The sequence below is a fragment of the Candidatus Omnitrophota bacterium genome (assembly GCA_041650805.1).
Taxonomy (GTDB): domain Bacteria; phylum Omnitrophota; class Gorgyraeia; order 2-01-FULL-45-10; family 2-01-FULL-45-10; genus JBAZKM01.
The window spans coordinates 19,164-33,009 of record JBAZKM010000002.1 but is presented as its reverse complement, the minus strand read 5'-3'; the positions used below and the strand labels follow the sequence as shown (position 1 = coordinate 33,009).

The following is a 13,846-nucleotide window of genomic DNA, read 5'->3' as shown; positions in this document are numbered from 1 at the left end:
ATTATGAGGATGAAAGAAGATTATAAAGGAATAGATAAAGGGCTGATCGCGGTGACGCTCGTGATCTTCCTTTTCGGGCTCCTGGTGCTTTACAGCGCCACGCAGGCGAAGGGTATGCCGCTCACTAAAAGTTACCTCTTCCGCCAGGTCACCTGGGCGGTCATAGGGATGGTCTTCCTCGCCGGCGTCATAGCCATTTCGTACCAGAAGTTCATAGACATGGCGTATCTCGTCTACGGGGCCAATGTATTTTTGTTGATGCTGGTGCTTGTTATAGGCGGCGAGAGGATGGGGGCGCAGAGGTGGTTCACTATAGGCGCTTTCACGTTTCAGCCTTCAGAGTTCATAAAGCTCAGTCTGATCCTGGCCCTTTCGGCATATGTCGGCTCACAGCGGGAATCGATGAAGACGATAAGGAGCCTCTTGACGGCGTCACTGATCCTGGGGATACCGTTCATCCTGGTCCTGCTTCAGCCGGACCTCGGCACGGCGCTTTTATTACTGCCCATATTTTTCATCATCCTCCTTGCGGGCGGCGCGGATATCAGGCATCTGGCGGTGATGATCGGCTGCGGGACGGCGGCGCTCCCTTTCATGTGGCATTTTCTGCACGGTTACCAGAAACAGCGCCTGATGGTATTCATGGACCCCGATATAGATCCTCTCGGCGCCGGCTATACGATAATACAGTCGAAGATAGCCATAGGGTCAGGCGGTTTATTGGGGAAAGGATGGCTGAGCGGGACACAGAACCAGCTGAACTTCCTGCCCGAGAGGCATACGGATTTCATATTTTCTGTGATCGGGGAAGAGTGGGGGTTCCTGGGCGCGGTTATCCTGGTCGCCTTATATTTTCTCATAGCGAACAGGGCGTTCAATATCGCCGCGCTGGCTAACGACGTATACGGAAAACTCGTCGCCTCGGGCATCGCGGTCATGCTGTCGCTCCAGATCATCATCAATATAGGCATGACGATAGGCATCATGCCGGTGGTGGGTATACCTCTCCCGCTCGTGAGCTACGGGGGATCGAGCATGATCACTACGTTCATCGCGATCGGGCTCCTGCTGAACGTGGAACTGCGCCGCTCGAGATTCTAAAATTTTCATGGATATCGTATGAAAAACGATACGAAGTTCATTGAGTTAAAGAAGGTCTTCAAGACGCTGCATGGGCCGAAGGGGTGCCCCTGGGACAGGAAGCAGACGCACGAGACGCTCCTGCCGTATCTTAAGGAAGAGTCGGATGAGTTCATCGCCGAGGTCAGGCGCAGGGATTATACTAACATGAAGGAGGAACTTGGTGATATACTGCTGCAGGTGATGTTCCATTCCGAGATCGCCTCCAGGGAAGGAAGCTTCGACATAGAGGACGTGATCGATACCCTTATACGGAAGCTGAAACGGCGCCATCCGCACGTATTCGGCTCGACAAAAGTGAAGTCGGTCCGGCAGGTCATTATCAACTGGAACAGGATAAAGTCGCTCGAGAAGAGGCGGAAGAAGAGATGGATGAAGAAGCGTATATAAAGAGACAGGACCGCGATCATGCGGAGCATGAGGCCCTGTGCAGACGGTGCGGCGCATGCTGCGGGTCCAGGGGCAGCGACCCGTGCGTCAACCTCGCTAAAGGCGATGACGGTAAATACTTCTGCAGGGATTACGCGAACAGGATCGGGACGCAGCACACGGTATCCGGGAACATCTTCAGCTGTGTGCCGATACGCGACGTTCTCGTCTACAACACGCCCTACGAGGGCTGCGGATACGTGGAATGATATCCTTTAAAATGGGGTAGAGATGGGTCTGGAAGAGTTGCTGTTGACCGTTCAAAAACCCGCCAGGTATATCGGAGGAGAGTGGAACTCCGTCAGGAAGGAATGGAAGCCCGACAGGGTGAAATTCCTGCTCGCATTCCCGGACACGTATGAAGTGGGGATGAGCCACCTGGGGATGAAGATACTATACGGTATACTGAATGAAAGGGACGATTGTCTCTGCGAGCGTGTCTTCTCTCCGTGGTCCGATCTCGAAGATGCGCTAAGGAAGAACGATATCCGCCTCTTCAGCCTCGAATCGCGCAGGCCCATAAAAGATTTTGATCTGATCGGGTTCAGCGTCACCTATGAACTTAGCTATACCAATATCCTGAATATCCTGGACCTCGGCGGGATACCTAAACGCTCTTCCGAGAGGACCGATGACGACCCGATCGTGATCGCCGGAGGACCGTCCTGTTACAATCCCGAGCCGATCGCCGAATTCATAGACGCCTTCTTCATCGGGGAGGCGGAAGAGGCGGTCGGGGAGATCGTAGAGGCGTATAAGAGTTCGAGGTCCACAGTCCACAGTCCACAGTCCACAGTCCGCGGCTCGAGAAGGGCCATATTGCGTGAGCTGGCGAAGATCGAGGGAGTTTACGTTCCGGAGTTCTACGGCGTCGAGTACAACCCGGACGGCACGATAAAGAGGTTCTTCCCGAAAGAGGATACTGTCCCGCCCAGGATAAGAAAGAGGGTGGTCGAAGACCTGGAGAACGCGTTCTATCCCACTAAACAGATAGTGCCCTATATAAGCGTTGTGCATGACAGGATAACGATAGAGATCATGAGGGGATGCAAACACGCATGCAAGTTCTGCCAGGCGTGCGCTATCTACAGGCCGTGCCGAGAACGGTCCCGGGAGAAGGTGCTTGAACTGGCCCGGGAGACCTACAGGAATACGGGGTACGATGAGATATCGCTGCTTTCGCTTTCGAGCGGTGACCATTCCGGCATAAAGGATATCATAGCGGGCCTGAACTCTCTCTTCAAGGATAAGGCCGTATCCGTTTCCGTCCCGTCCCTCCGGGTCGAGGATATCCTTAAAGACCTGCCTTCACTGATATCCGAGGTGAAGAAGGCGGGGCTCACTTTCGCGCCGGAGGCGGGGAGTGAGGCGTTGAGGAAGGCGATGAACAAGGATATCGATATAGAAAAGTTATTCAGGGCGGTCTCGGAGGCGTTCAGGGCAGGATGGCGGCGCGTCAAGCTATATTTTATGATAGGGCTTCCCTCCGAAACTGACGGGGATCTCCTGGCCATAGCCGGTATAATCCGGAAGATATCGGACCTTAAGAGGGCCGTTGACGGGAGGCCGGCGGAAGTGAAGGCAAGCATCAATGCCTTTGTCCCCAAGCCGCACACCTTTTTACAGCGCGAACCCATGGACGAGATGAAGACCATCGGCGAGAAGCAGAAACGTCTCGCCGCCGAGGCGAGGTCAAAGAGGACAGAGCTCGATTTTCACTCGCTTGAAATGAGCTACCTGGAGGCGGCGCTATCGCGGGGCAGCAGGAAGCTCTCGGGCGTTATATATGAGGCCTGGGCCGGAGGCGGAAGATTCGATGCATGGCGCGACAGGTTCGATCTCAGGCGATGGCTCGATTCGTTCAAAAAGAACGGCGTCGACCCGCATTTCTATGTCTCCCGGAAGATGGCCCCGGATGAGATACTGCCGTGGGATTTCATTGATATCGGCTTCAAAAAAGACCGGGTCCCGCAGTAAAACCCCGCTCCGTTAGGAACCACCTATTTGACAATCTTACATATCTATAGTATACTTAACTCAAAATTAAAATATTATTAATAATCCTGGTCTATCGGCTGAAATAAACCGCTCTACTGCTATTTATCACCCAAGGAGGTTTTATGGGTAGGCTATCCAGACGGCTATCTATGGTCCCGCGGGGACTGCGCTATAAGCTAATGGTCGCATTCAGCCTGATGTCGATCATACCCCTTCTCGTATGCACATACATCGCTTCCATATACGTATTTCCTCAGCTTGATAATATATTGGACGTGAGCGCCGTAGTCCTGCTATCGGCCGTTATCGCCATACTGGGGCTGGCTCTCGCAAAACGGATGATAGACCCGGTCATAGAGATGGCGATAGAGGCAAAGGTCATAGCCGAAGGGGAGTATGACAGGAGGATAGCCGTCCAGAGAGATGACGAGATAGGGCAGCTGGGAGAATCGATCAATGTGATGACCCAGAGGATAAAATCGAACCTGGATGAACTTAAGACCTACGGGCAGAAGACACGCGAGATCAACATGGAGATACATAAAAAGGTCCTTGCCCTCTCCAGCCTTCTTCAGATAGGGGATGTCATATCGAGCGGCACGATAGACCTGTCCGCCAGCCTGGAGCTGGCCGTCCAGAAGGCCGCGACCATATTCGATGCCGGCTACGGGGCGCTCTATCTTTCGAAATCCGACGGGGAAGAGTTCATGCTCAAGACATCATACAACCTTAAGAATGAAAAACTGGAAGGCCTGGTGGTGCGGGCGGGGCAGGGGCTGCTCGGTAAGGCTGTACACGATCACTCCGTGGTGGTCATCGATGCAGGCACCAAAAGATCGGGCGATATCGAGAACTTCAAGGCGCTTTATGATGCGGATAGTCTGCTCGGTATCCCGATGTTCTCGGGCAGGAAAAATATGGGCCTGCTCCTGATAGGCAGCGGCGGCGATAATTTTAAATTCAAGAGCGATGATATAGACCTGGTAAAGGTCTTTGCCAAACAGATGACCATCGCCATAGAGAACGATCTCCTCCTGCGCCGCGCCGAAGAGCTGGAGATAAGGGATGATCTCACCGAGCTGTATAACAAGAACTACATCATGACACGCCTGGAGGAAGAGATAAAGAGGGCGATATTTTACCAGCGCCCATGTTCCTTCATCATATTCAACATAGATAATTTCAGGGCGTTCCGCGAGTCGAAAGGGGAGATCCTGGCCGAAGAGGTAATAAGGAAGGTCGCGAAGTTCATAAAGGACAACACGGATCCGACCGGCAAGGCCGCGCGTACAGGCGGGGATGAGTTCGCGATGCTCCTCCCGGAACGGAACAAGAAGGCCGCGGTGCGCATCGCCGAGGAGATACGCAGGAAGATAGAGGCGGCTAAATTCCTGAAAGATAACGGGACGGAGCTTACCGTAAGCGGCGGCGTGAGCGAGAACCCGATCGACGGCGCGACCGCCGAAGAGCTTTTTAAGAAGGCGGCAGAGAGCCTGCGCCACGCCAAATCGCTGGGCAAAAACAGGGTGGAAGTATAATCCAAGGAGATATGAAATGGCCCATAATATAAACGACCTTTTGAGATTGTTATCGGATAAGAAGGCATCCGACCTTCACATAACCGCGCACTCGCCGGTCCAGTTGAGGATAGACGAGAAGCTGATCGCCGTCGATGCCAACCCGCTCTCTCCCGAAGAGACGAAGGCGCTTACGTACAGCATGCTGAACAAGGCGCAGATCGATAAGTTCGAGCGCGAGCTCGAGCTCGATATATCTTTCGCCATGGAAGAGGTAAGCCGCTTCAGGGTGAACGTATTCAAGCAGCGTAACTCCGTCGCCTGTTCGATCCGTCTAATACCTTATAAGATATGGTCATTTGAAGAGTGCGGCCTTCCCGTCGATGTCGCGACGGACCTCTGCCAGAGGCCAAAGGGGCTTGTCCTGGTGACCGGAGCCACGGGGAGCGGAAAGTCGACGACGCTTTCGTCCATGATAGATTGGATAAACCAGCACGTCTCATGCCACATAATAACCGTCGAGGACCCGATCGAGTTCGTCCACGCCAACAAGAAGGCGATCGTAGACCAGCGCGAGGTGTACACGGACACCCATTCTTTTGGCGGGGCCCTCAAGCATGTCCTGCGCCAGGACCCGGACGTCATCCTGATAGGAGAGATGAGGGACCTCGAGACGATAGAATCGGCGCTGAATATAGCCGAGACGGGCCACCTCGTATTCGCCACCCTGCATACGTCGGATTCGGTGCAGACGATAAACAGGGTCATAGATGTCTTCCCGGCGCATCAGCAGCAGCAGATCAGGACACAGCTCTCTTTCGTCCTTATAGCCGTCATGTCGCAGCAGCTGATACCGAAGATGGGAAAGTCGGGCAGGGTCCTTGCGTCCGAACTCCTCCTGGTGAATGCCGCCGTCAGGAGCCTGATCAGGGAATCGAAGATACACCAGATATATTCGGTCATGCAGACGTCCCAGAAGGGCGGGATGAAGACGATGAACCAGGCGCTTTACGACCTGTACCAGAAGAAGCTGATCGCGTACGAAGAGGCGTTCAGCAGGACCTCTGATCCGGATGACCTGGCGAGGATATTCAAAAAATAGCGTATGACACCTATAAAACGTATAGTATCTAAACAGCTTGGAGAGCTCCTGCTCGAGAGGGGTATCATAACAGAGGCCCAGCTCGACAAGGCCATCAAGATACAGAGCGAGAAGGGCGGCCTCATAGGGCAGATACTGGTCATGCTAGGATTTGCCAAGGAAGAGGAGATCGCCCAGGCCCTGACCGTCCAGTATGGCTTTCCCTACCTTCCGCTCGATAACTACGAGATAAACGCCGAAGCGATAAAGCTGATACCCGAGAATGTCGCCGCCCAGTACAACCTTATAGCTATCGATAAGATAGGGGACCTCGTGACCATCGCCATGTCCAACCCCTTGAACGTCCAGGCCGTCGAAGATATCGAGCTGATAACGAAATGCAAGGTCCAGGTCTTCGTGAGCACGATGAGCGATATCAATAACTCGATAAAAAAATACTATGGGAAAAAGTAAATGGTAGGAAGCCTCAAAGATAAGCTCACCAACATACTCATAGACAAGCACCTCATCAAGCCGGAGGACCTGGAGAAGGCGCTCTCCCTGCAGAAGGAGAAGGGCGGTTCTCTGAGCGATGTCATAGTGACGCTGGGCTTCATCTCCAAGAGCGATCTCATGGTCCTGTTGAGCAAAGAGCTGGGCGTGCCGCCCATCAATCTCTCCAGGTTCAAGATAGACCCCTCGGTCATAAAGCACATCCCCAAGAAGATAGCCAAGCACTATAAGATACTCCCCATATCGAAGATGGGGGACACCCTTATGATAGCGATGGCCGACCCGCTGAATATATTTGCCATAGATGACATAAAGACCCTGACCGGTTTCAAGATAAACCCTGTCATTACGACCGACAAGGACATCTCGGAGGCGATAAGCCAGTATTACGAAGAGAGCGCCTTCGCGGCCATAGAAAAGATAGTCGAAGGCATGGAAGAGGACGCCGAGATACGCATGGTGGAGGAGAAACAGCCTGATGCCTTCCAGAGCTCCTCGGACCTCCTGAGGATGACGCAGGATGCGCCCGTCGTCAAGATCACCAACCTCCTCCTCTCCGAAGGGGTGAATGCCCGGGCCAGCGACATACTGGTGGAACCGCTCGGGACCGAACTGCGCGTACGCTACAGGATAGACGGCATATTGGAGGAGGGAAGGCGCCTTTCCCGCGCCCTGCAGAGCGCGGTCGTCTCGCGCCTGAAGGTCATGTCGGACCTCGATATCGCCGAGAGGCGTCTCCCGCAGGACGGCCGTTTCAAGGTTAAGCTGCACGGAAGGGACATAGATTTCAGGATCTCGGTATTGCCCTCAAGCGAAGGGGAGAAGGTAGCGCTGCGTATCCTGGACAAGTCGCAGGCGACACTGGACATAGAGAAACTCGGCTTTGACGAGAAATCTACGGAGGAGATCAAGAAGGCCGCCACGAAGCCGCACGGTATGCTCCTCATCTCCGGGCCGACCGGTTCGGGCAAGACGACCACCCTCTATTCCATACTTTCGTACGTGAACTCTCCGGAGAAGAATATAATAACGGTCGAGGACCCGATCGAGTATCTCATAGACGGCATAAATCAGGTCACGTCCCGTCCGGACATAGGCCTCACGTTCGCCAGCGCCCTCAGGTCGATCCTCCGCCAGGACCCGAATATAATAATGGTGGGCGAGATAAGGGATTTTGAGACGGTCGATATAGCTATCAAGGCCGCCCTCACGGGGCACCTCGTCCTGAGCACGCTGCATACGACGACCGCAAGCGGGTCGATAATCCGTCTCCTGAATATGGGCGTTGAGCCGTTCCTCATGACATCGTCCCTCATCATGGTCGGCGCGCAGCGCCTGGTCAGGAAGGTCTGCAATAAGTGCAAAGAGCCCCATGAGCTTGACGGGAAGAGCCTGGAGCAGCTGAAGATAAAGACGGGCGGGGTCAAGCCGGTATTTTATAAAGGTAAAGGATGCGACGCATGCCTGAAGACCGGGTATAAGGGGAGGGTCGGCCTCATAGAGGTCCTTGCCCTCACGCCCAAGATAAAATCTCTCATCCTGGAAGGCGCGCAGGAATACCAGATACGGGAAGCGGCGAGGCGGGAGGGGATGAGGACCCTCAGGGAGACCGGTATCCAGAACGCGTTGGCCGGCACCACGACGCTGGACGAGGTCATACGTGTTACCGTCGGCGATCAGGACCTTGACGTAAGGTGATCGGATGAACGAATCATTCAAAGATAAACTTGTCGACATACTCATAAAAGGGAAGCTCGTAAAAGAGAAGGACCTTGAGAAGGGGCTCGAGATACAGAAGAAGTCGGGCGGCAGCCTCGGAAAGGTGCTCGTCGACCGAGGCTTCATATCCCAGAAAGACCTCATGATAGTCATGAGCCACCACCTGAATATCCCGCCTATAGACCTGACCAAGTATAAGATAACCAAAGAGGTCCTGGCCCTGATGCCCGAAAAGGTCGCGCGGCAGTATCTTATGATACCCATATCCCGGCTGGGGACCATATTGACCGTTGCGATGTCCGATCCGCTCAATATATTCGCGATGGACGATGTGAAGATGCTCACCAGTTACAAGATCGACCCGGTCATCGCCACCGAGAACGACATACGGGAGGCGATCAATGCCTACTACGGCGGCGGCCTTCACGCGCAGGAGATCTCGAAGATGCTCGCGGAGACGGAGGGCGCCGAGGATATGGAGTTCTTCGAGGAGGACGAGCTCGACATAAGCGAGGTGACCGAGGAGAGCCAGAAGGCGCCTATCGTCAAGGTGGTCAGCCTCATCCTTAACGAAGCGCTGAAGCGCAGGGCCAGCGATATACACATAGAGCCGTGCGAAAGACAGCTCAGGGTCAGGTACCGCATAGACGGCACGCTCCGCGAAGCCATGACGCTTCCGAAAAGGAACCAGAACGCCGTCATAGCCCGTATCAAGATAATGTCGAAACTCGACATCACCGAGACGCGCGTCCCGCAGGACGGCCGTTTCATGATAAGCTTCGAGGGCAAACAGATCGACTTCAGGGTCTCGGTGCTTCCTATCGTCTTCGGCGGCAAGGTGGTCCTGAGGGTCCTTGACAAATCTAACCTGAGCATAGGCCTGGACCGGCTCGGTTTCCTGCCCGGGCCGCTCTCCACGTTCAGGGCCGCGCTGGAACGGCCTTACGGCATGATCCTCCTGACGGGGCCGACCGGGAGCGGCAAATCGACGACGCTCTATTCTATCATCAATCAGCTGAACAAGCCGGAAAGGAATATCATAACCCTGGAGGACCCTGTCGAGTACGAACTTGAAGGGATCACGCAGATGCCGGTCAAGCCCGACATAGGACTCACCTTCGCCAACGGCCTCAAATCGGTCCTCAGGCAGAGCCCCGACGTGATCATGGTAGGAGAGATACGGGATTTTGAGACGGCGGACATAGCCATAAAGGCGTCGCTCACGGGTCAGCTCATACTTAGCAGCCTCCATACCAATGATGCCCCCAGCGCCATCACCCGCCTGATCGATATGGGGGTGGAGCCGTTCCTTGTAGGGTCGAGCCTCGTCCTGACGGCGGCGCAGCGGCTGATGAGAAAGACGTGCACGAACTGCAAAGAAGAGATAGAGATACCGAAGAACGTCCTGGACAGGGTCGGCATCAAGCCGGAAGAGTTCGGTAAAAAAGGGATGCACGTATTCTTCAGGGGCAAAGGATGCCAGAGGTGCAATAATACCGGGTACTACGGCCGTATCGGCATCCTCGAGGCGCTCCTGATAGACGACAAATTACGGGACATGGTGGTGAGGAAGGCATCGAGCGACGAGATAAAAGATTATGCGCTGAAGGAACAGAATATGCTGACTCTATGGCACAATGCCGTGGAGAATTTCGTTAACGGCGTTGTTACGCTTGAAGAAGTGCTGAGGGTAACTTCGGAGGATTAGATAGATGGCAAATTTTAAATACGTAGCCAAGGACCAGTCAGGCAACAATGTAGCCGGCGCTCTCGAGGCGAATGACAGGAACGCGGCGGTGGAGGAGCTCCGGAAGCAGGACCTGATCATCGTGTCGGTGAGCGAGGCGCTGCCTAAATTCTCTTTCTCCTCGGCGTTCGCGTCGATGCAGAAGAAGAAGATAAAACTGGATGACCTTGTCGTATTCTCCCGCCAGCTCGCTACCATGGTCGATGCCGGCATCCCCCTGGTGGGTGCGCTCGATATACTCGGGGAACAGCTTGAGAACAAGAGCTTCCAGGAGGTCATAATAAAGATCCGGAACGATGTCGAGACAGGGTCCAACCTCTCCGATGCCATAGGCAAGCACAAGAAGGTCTTCTCGCCGCTCTTCGTGAACATGGTGAGGGCCGGCGAATCTAGCGGTATGCTCGATGAGATACTGGACCGGCTTGCTTCGTACCTGGAGAAGACGAGCGCCCTCCAGAAGAAGGTCCAGTCGGCGCTTGTCTACCCGGCCGTAGTGAGCAGTATGGCGCTCGGCATAACGCTCCTTTTGCTTCTCAAGGTGATACCCGTCTTCAAGAACATATTCACCGGTTTTGGGGCCGAACTTCCCAAACCCACTATGGTGCTTATCACGATAAGCGACTTTCTCCAGAAGTATTTCCTTCTTGCCGTTGTAGGTATCGTGGCGATAGGCATCCTCTTCGCGCGTTATATAAAGACGGAAAAAGGGAAACTGCAGTTTGACTCTTTCCTGCTCAAGATGCCCCTCTTCGGCATACTCTTCAAAAAGGTGGCTATCAGCAAGTTCACCAGGACGCTCTCCACCCTTATAAAGAGCGGTGTCCCGATCCTGGCGTCCCTTGAGATAGTGGCCAAGACGGCCGGGAACAAGGCCGTTGAGATAGCGGTCGAGAATGTCCGTACGAACGTAAGGGAAGGGGAGAACGTCGCCGAACCGCTCGCGAAGTCCAAGATATTCCCCCCGATGGTCGTCAGGATGGTATCGGTAGGCGAGCAATCCGGGCAGCTCGAGAAGATGTTGTCCAAAATAGCCGATTTTTATGACGAACAGGTAGACGCCGCCGTGAGCGGCCTGACGAGCATGATAGAACCGCTCATCATAGCGTTCCTGGGAATAGTCATCGGCTCTATAGTCATATGTATGTTCCTGCCCATATTCAAGGTTACGTCCATAATGGGCGGCTAGGGGGCGGTCCTTTAGTCCGGCAGGTGGCCTTGACAATTGCCGAATAGTAGGGTATACTTAGTATAGAAGGACCGGAAGAGATAGTTGATAGAATAAAAAGGTATTATATATAAATTGAAAAGCTCAACTGCAGGACGAATCTCTGACTGGACCTTCGAAGTGTAGAATAGGGAGAGAAGAAAAAGGTCTGATTAGAGATTTTTTATTGTACATATTCTCTAAAAGACCTTGGTAGTTAAAAAAGATCCCAATTTTGGGGGAAAGGAAGGTGACCATATATGAAGATGAAGAAAAGAGGCTTTACGCTCGTAGAAATAATGATAGTCGTTGCCATTATCGGTTTATTGGCGGCTATAGCCATACCGAACTTCATCAAGGCCAGGGAGACCGCAGAGAAGAATGCATGTATTGCAAACCTGAAGCAGGTTCAGGGTGCGGTACAGGTCTGGGCGATCGATAACGCGAAATCGGCGTCAGATACTGTGGGATCAGCTGATTTGACCAATGCCACGACAGGATACATGAAGGCATGGCCGAAGTGCAAGGGAACGGCTTATGCGTCCCCGCAGACAGTTAACGCTGACCCTGTTTGCCCGAACAACCTAAACGGCCACACGCTATAAAAGCGTATGGAGTTGGGAATGGCTGGTAGTTTTGGCCCCGCACGCCTCAAAAGCGTGCGGGGTTTTTTGTAGAGGCCTTATATGAAGATACATAACAGCGGCTTTACGCTCGTAGAAATAATGATAGTCGTTGCCATCATCGGTCTGTTGGCGGCGATAGCGATCCCTAATTTTATCAAGGCAAGGGAGGTCGCGGAGAAGAACGCATGCATCGAGAACCTGAAGCAGATCCAGGGCGCCATACAGGTATGGGCGATCACCAACGATAAGACCGACTCTGATACGCCCGCGACTTCCGACATCGTGCCGGATTATATAAGGAAGTGGCCCAGCTGCAAAGGGGTGACGTACGACACGGTGGCGGTGAATACAGTGCCTGCCTGTCCCGGTAATCTCAACGAACATACCCTGTGAAGACCTCGCGTTATGTCCCGCTCGCCGTTCTCTGTATCGTGCTTATCGGTGTGTCGCTAATCGTTTTAAAGGTCATAGCGCACGGTTTCCTGCCTTACGATGACGCTCTCCGCCATGCGGCCAAGGCCGTCTCCGGCAAGGGATGGGATGAGATACTTGTCCTGCGCGATGCGCATATGGTGGATAACCACCCCGGATGGCATGCCATACTGGGCGTCGTCCATGATTTTACCGGGTGGGCCCCGGCGGGGCTCGTCGTCTTTTCCGTATTTATACTCTTCGTGCTCTTTACATTCATCCCCGTTTTCGGACTGGAAAGGCCGGAGGCATGGCCTGCCGCATTTCTCATATTTGCGGTGACGGATGTCTGGCTGATAGAGCGGCTCTTGTTCGGCAGGCCGTATATATTCAGCATGGCCGTAGTCCTTCTGCTCTCCCTCATGTGGCCGTCGATGAGATCAAAGAAGACCGGTCTCCTGCCGGCCATGGCGCTTATCGCTATACTTGTAGCGCTTGCGACATGGATACACGGTAGCTGGTACCTGTTCGCGCTCCCGGTGGCCGCGTATTTTGCCGCGCGCGAGTGGAGGATAGGCAGGGCGCTTGCCTTATCGGTCGCGTGCGGAGTGATCGGCGGCGCGCTCCTAACCGGGCACCCGTACCTCTTCCTTAAACAGAATCTCGTCCACCTGGTCCTCTCTCTCGGAGATAATACGCCGACCAGGCTGCTCGTAGGAGAGTTCCAGCCGTTTAACGGCGATGGTCTCACCGCGGCGGCGGTCATCGGCATGATGGGATGGCGTGCCGTGCGCGGGAGATGGAACAGGAACGTCCTGGACAACCCCGTCTTCATATTGGCTCTTTCCGGGTGGGTATTGGGTTTTGCGGTCAGGCGCTTCTGGTTCGATTGGGGTATGCCGGCCCTCGCGGTGTGGATAGCGTGGGAGTTCGAAGACGTCTTCAGGACGTCGATGAGGCGATATTCTGTGCGGAGGATAGTCCTGGCGGTCGCGCTGGTCTCCGTCTTATATCTTGCGGTCACAAACGACGCCGGAGGCCGGTGGACCCATAACCTGGATACCGAGTACCTTTCACAGGATGACCCCTCCCAGGCAGAATGGCTTCCGGGCCCGGGCGGGATAGTATATAGCGACAGCATGGTGATATTTTACGACACCTTCTTTAAAAATCCGCGCGCTCCGTGGAGATATATACTCGGTTTCGAAGCGGCCCTGATGCCGGCCGAAGACCTTGCGGTATTCAGGAAGATACAGTGGAATTACGGGGCATACCAGTCGTTCGAGCCCTGGGTCAGGAAGATGGCCCCGGAGGACCGCCTGATCCTGAGGCGCCCGTCAGGGGAGGAGCCGAAGATCCCCGGCCTTGAGTGGCACTATGCGGCATCCGATATATGGATAGGGCGTACGCCGCACCGGGAACCTTGACAAACCCCGCGATTTATGATAAGTTTATATAAAA

At 54.1% G+C, this 13,846-nt stretch carries 13 protein-coding genes; all 13 read left to right on the top strand.

All coding sequences use genetic code 11. From position 1 onward, the window contains the following. The first annotated feature begins 3 nt into the window (after nucleotides 1-3). The 13 genes from rodA to WC515_01600 all read left to right on the top strand — a co-directional run bounded on the left by rodA (nucleotide 4) and on the right by WC515_01600 (nucleotide 13,812). Nucleotides 4-1,101, top strand: a complete 1,098-nt coding sequence (gene rodA, locus WC515_01660; GenBank protein ID MFA5146073.1) for a rod shape-determining protein RodA — start codon at nucleotides 4-6, stop codon at nucleotides 1,099-1,101. A gap of 18 nt (nucleotides 1,102-1,119) precedes the next feature. Beyond that, on the top strand, nucleotides 1,120-1,530 hold the full coding sequence (locus tag WC515_01655) for a MazG nucleotide pyrophosphohydrolase domain-containing protein (GenBank protein MFA5146072.1): 411 nt from the start codon (nucleotides 1,120-1,122) through the stop codon (nucleotides 1,528-1,530). Further along, nucleotides 1,509-1,778, top strand: coding sequence for a hypothetical protein (locus tag WC515_01650; GenBank protein MFA5146071.1), 270 nt, complete (start codon nucleotides 1,509-1,511; stop codon nucleotides 1,776-1,778). Before WC515_01655 ends, WC515_01650 begins: the two co-directional genes overlap by 22 nt. A 22-nt stretch (nucleotides 1,779-1,800) precedes the next feature. Next, nucleotides 1,801-3,546, top strand: a complete 1,746-nt coding sequence (locus WC515_01645; GenBank protein MFA5146070.1) for a TIGR03960 family B12-binding radical SAM protein — start codon at nucleotides 1,801-1,803, stop codon at nucleotides 3,544-3,546. 143 nt (nucleotides 3,547-3,689) lie between these two features. Next, entirely contained in the window at nucleotides 3,690-5,105 is a 1,416-nt protein-coding gene (locus WC515_01640; GenBank protein MFA5146069.1) for a diguanylate cyclase, read from the top strand. Nucleotides 5,106-5,121: 16 nt separating this feature from the next. After that, nucleotides 5,122-6,186 (top strand): type IV pilus twitching motility protein PilT, encoded by a 1,065-nt coding sequence (locus WC515_01635; protein MFA5146068.1) that lies wholly within the window; start codon nucleotides 5,122-5,124, stop codon nucleotides 6,184-6,186. A gap of 3 nt (nucleotides 6,187-6,189) precedes the next feature. Further along, complete coding sequence (locus WC515_01630; GenBank protein MFA5146067.1) at nucleotides 6,190-6,639, top strand: hypothetical protein; 450 nt, start codon at nucleotides 6,190-6,192, stop codon at nucleotides 6,637-6,639. Next, on the top strand, nucleotides 6,640-8,376 hold the full coding sequence (locus tag WC515_01625; GenBank protein MFA5146066.1) for an ATPase, T2SS/T4P/T4SS family: 1,737 nt from the start codon (nucleotides 6,640-6,642) through the stop codon (nucleotides 8,374-8,376). A gap of 4 nt (nucleotides 8,377-8,380) precedes the next feature. Then, nucleotides 8,381-10,105, top strand: coding sequence for a GspE/PulE family protein (locus tag WC515_01620; GenBank protein MFA5146065.1), 1,725 nt, complete (start codon nucleotides 8,381-8,383; stop codon nucleotides 10,103-10,105). A gap of 4 nt (nucleotides 10,106-10,109) precedes the next feature. After that, nucleotides 10,110-11,330 carry a type II secretion system F family protein gene (locus WC515_01615; GenBank protein ID MFA5146064.1) on the top strand — a complete coding sequence of 407 codons (1,221 nt, stop codon included), beginning with the start codon at nucleotides 10,110-10,112 and terminating at the stop codon, nucleotides 11,328-11,330. Nucleotides 11,331-11,608: 278 nt separating this feature from the next. Continuing rightward, nucleotides 11,609-11,953 carry a prepilin-type N-terminal cleavage/methylation domain-containing protein gene (locus tag WC515_01610; GenBank protein ID MFA5146063.1) on the top strand — a complete coding sequence of 115 codons (345 nt, stop codon included), beginning with the start codon at nucleotides 11,609-11,611 and terminating at the stop codon, nucleotides 11,951-11,953. Between the two features lie 81 nt (nucleotides 11,954-12,034). Then, nucleotides 12,035-12,367, top strand: coding sequence for a prepilin-type N-terminal cleavage/methylation domain-containing protein (locus tag WC515_01605; GenBank protein ID MFA5146062.1), 333 nt, complete (start codon nucleotides 12,035-12,037; stop codon nucleotides 12,365-12,367). Next, nucleotides 12,364-13,812: a hypothetical protein gene (locus WC515_01600; protein MFA5146061.1), complete on the top strand. Its 1,449-nt coding sequence runs from the start codon at nucleotides 12,364-12,366 to the stop codon at nucleotides 13,810-13,812. The genes WC515_01605 and WC515_01600 overlap by 4 nt, the downstream gene beginning before the upstream one ends. The last annotated feature ends 34 nt before the right edge of the window (nucleotides 13,813-13,846 follow it).

Bases quoted from the DNA above. Each gene is read 5' to 3' on its own strand.
- rodA (MFA5146073.1), top strand. From the start codon at position 4: ATGAGGATGAAAGAAGATTATAAAGGAATAGATAAAGGGCTGATCGCG.
- WC515_01655 (MFA5146072.1), top strand. From the start codon at position 1,120: ATGAAAAACGATACGAAGTTCATTGAGTTAAAGAAGGTCTTCAAGACG.
- WC515_01650 (MFA5146071.1), top strand. From the start codon at position 1,509: ATGGATGAAGAAGCGTATATAAAGAGACAGGACCGCGATCATGCGGAG.
- WC515_01645 (MFA5146070.1), top strand. From the start codon at position 1,801: ATGGGTCTGGAAGAGTTGCTGTTGACCGTTCAAAAACCCGCCAGGTAT.
- WC515_01640 (MFA5146069.1), top strand. From the start codon at position 3,690: ATGGGTAGGCTATCCAGACGGCTATCTATGGTCCCGCGGGGACTGCGC.
- WC515_01635 (MFA5146068.1), top strand. From the start codon at position 5,122: ATGGCCCATAATATAAACGACCTTTTGAGATTGTTATCGGATAAGAAG.
- WC515_01630 (MFA5146067.1), top strand. From the start codon at position 6,190: ATGACACCTATAAAACGTATAGTATCTAAACAGCTTGGAGAGCTCCTG.
- WC515_01625 (MFA5146066.1), top strand. From the start codon at position 6,640: ATGGTAGGAAGCCTCAAAGATAAGCTCACCAACATACTCATAGACAAG.
- WC515_01620 (MFA5146065.1), top strand. From the start codon at position 8,381: ATGAACGAATCATTCAAAGATAAACTTGTCGACATACTCATAAAAGGG.
- WC515_01615 (MFA5146064.1), top strand. From the start codon at position 10,110: ATGGCAAATTTTAAATACGTAGCCAAGGACCAGTCAGGCAACAATGTA.
- WC515_01610 (MFA5146063.1), top strand. From the start codon at position 11,609: ATGAAGATGAAGAAAAGAGGCTTTACGCTCGTAGAAATAATGATAGTC.
- WC515_01605 (MFA5146062.1), top strand. From the start codon at position 12,035: ATGAAGATACATAACAGCGGCTTTACGCTCGTAGAAATAATGATAGTC.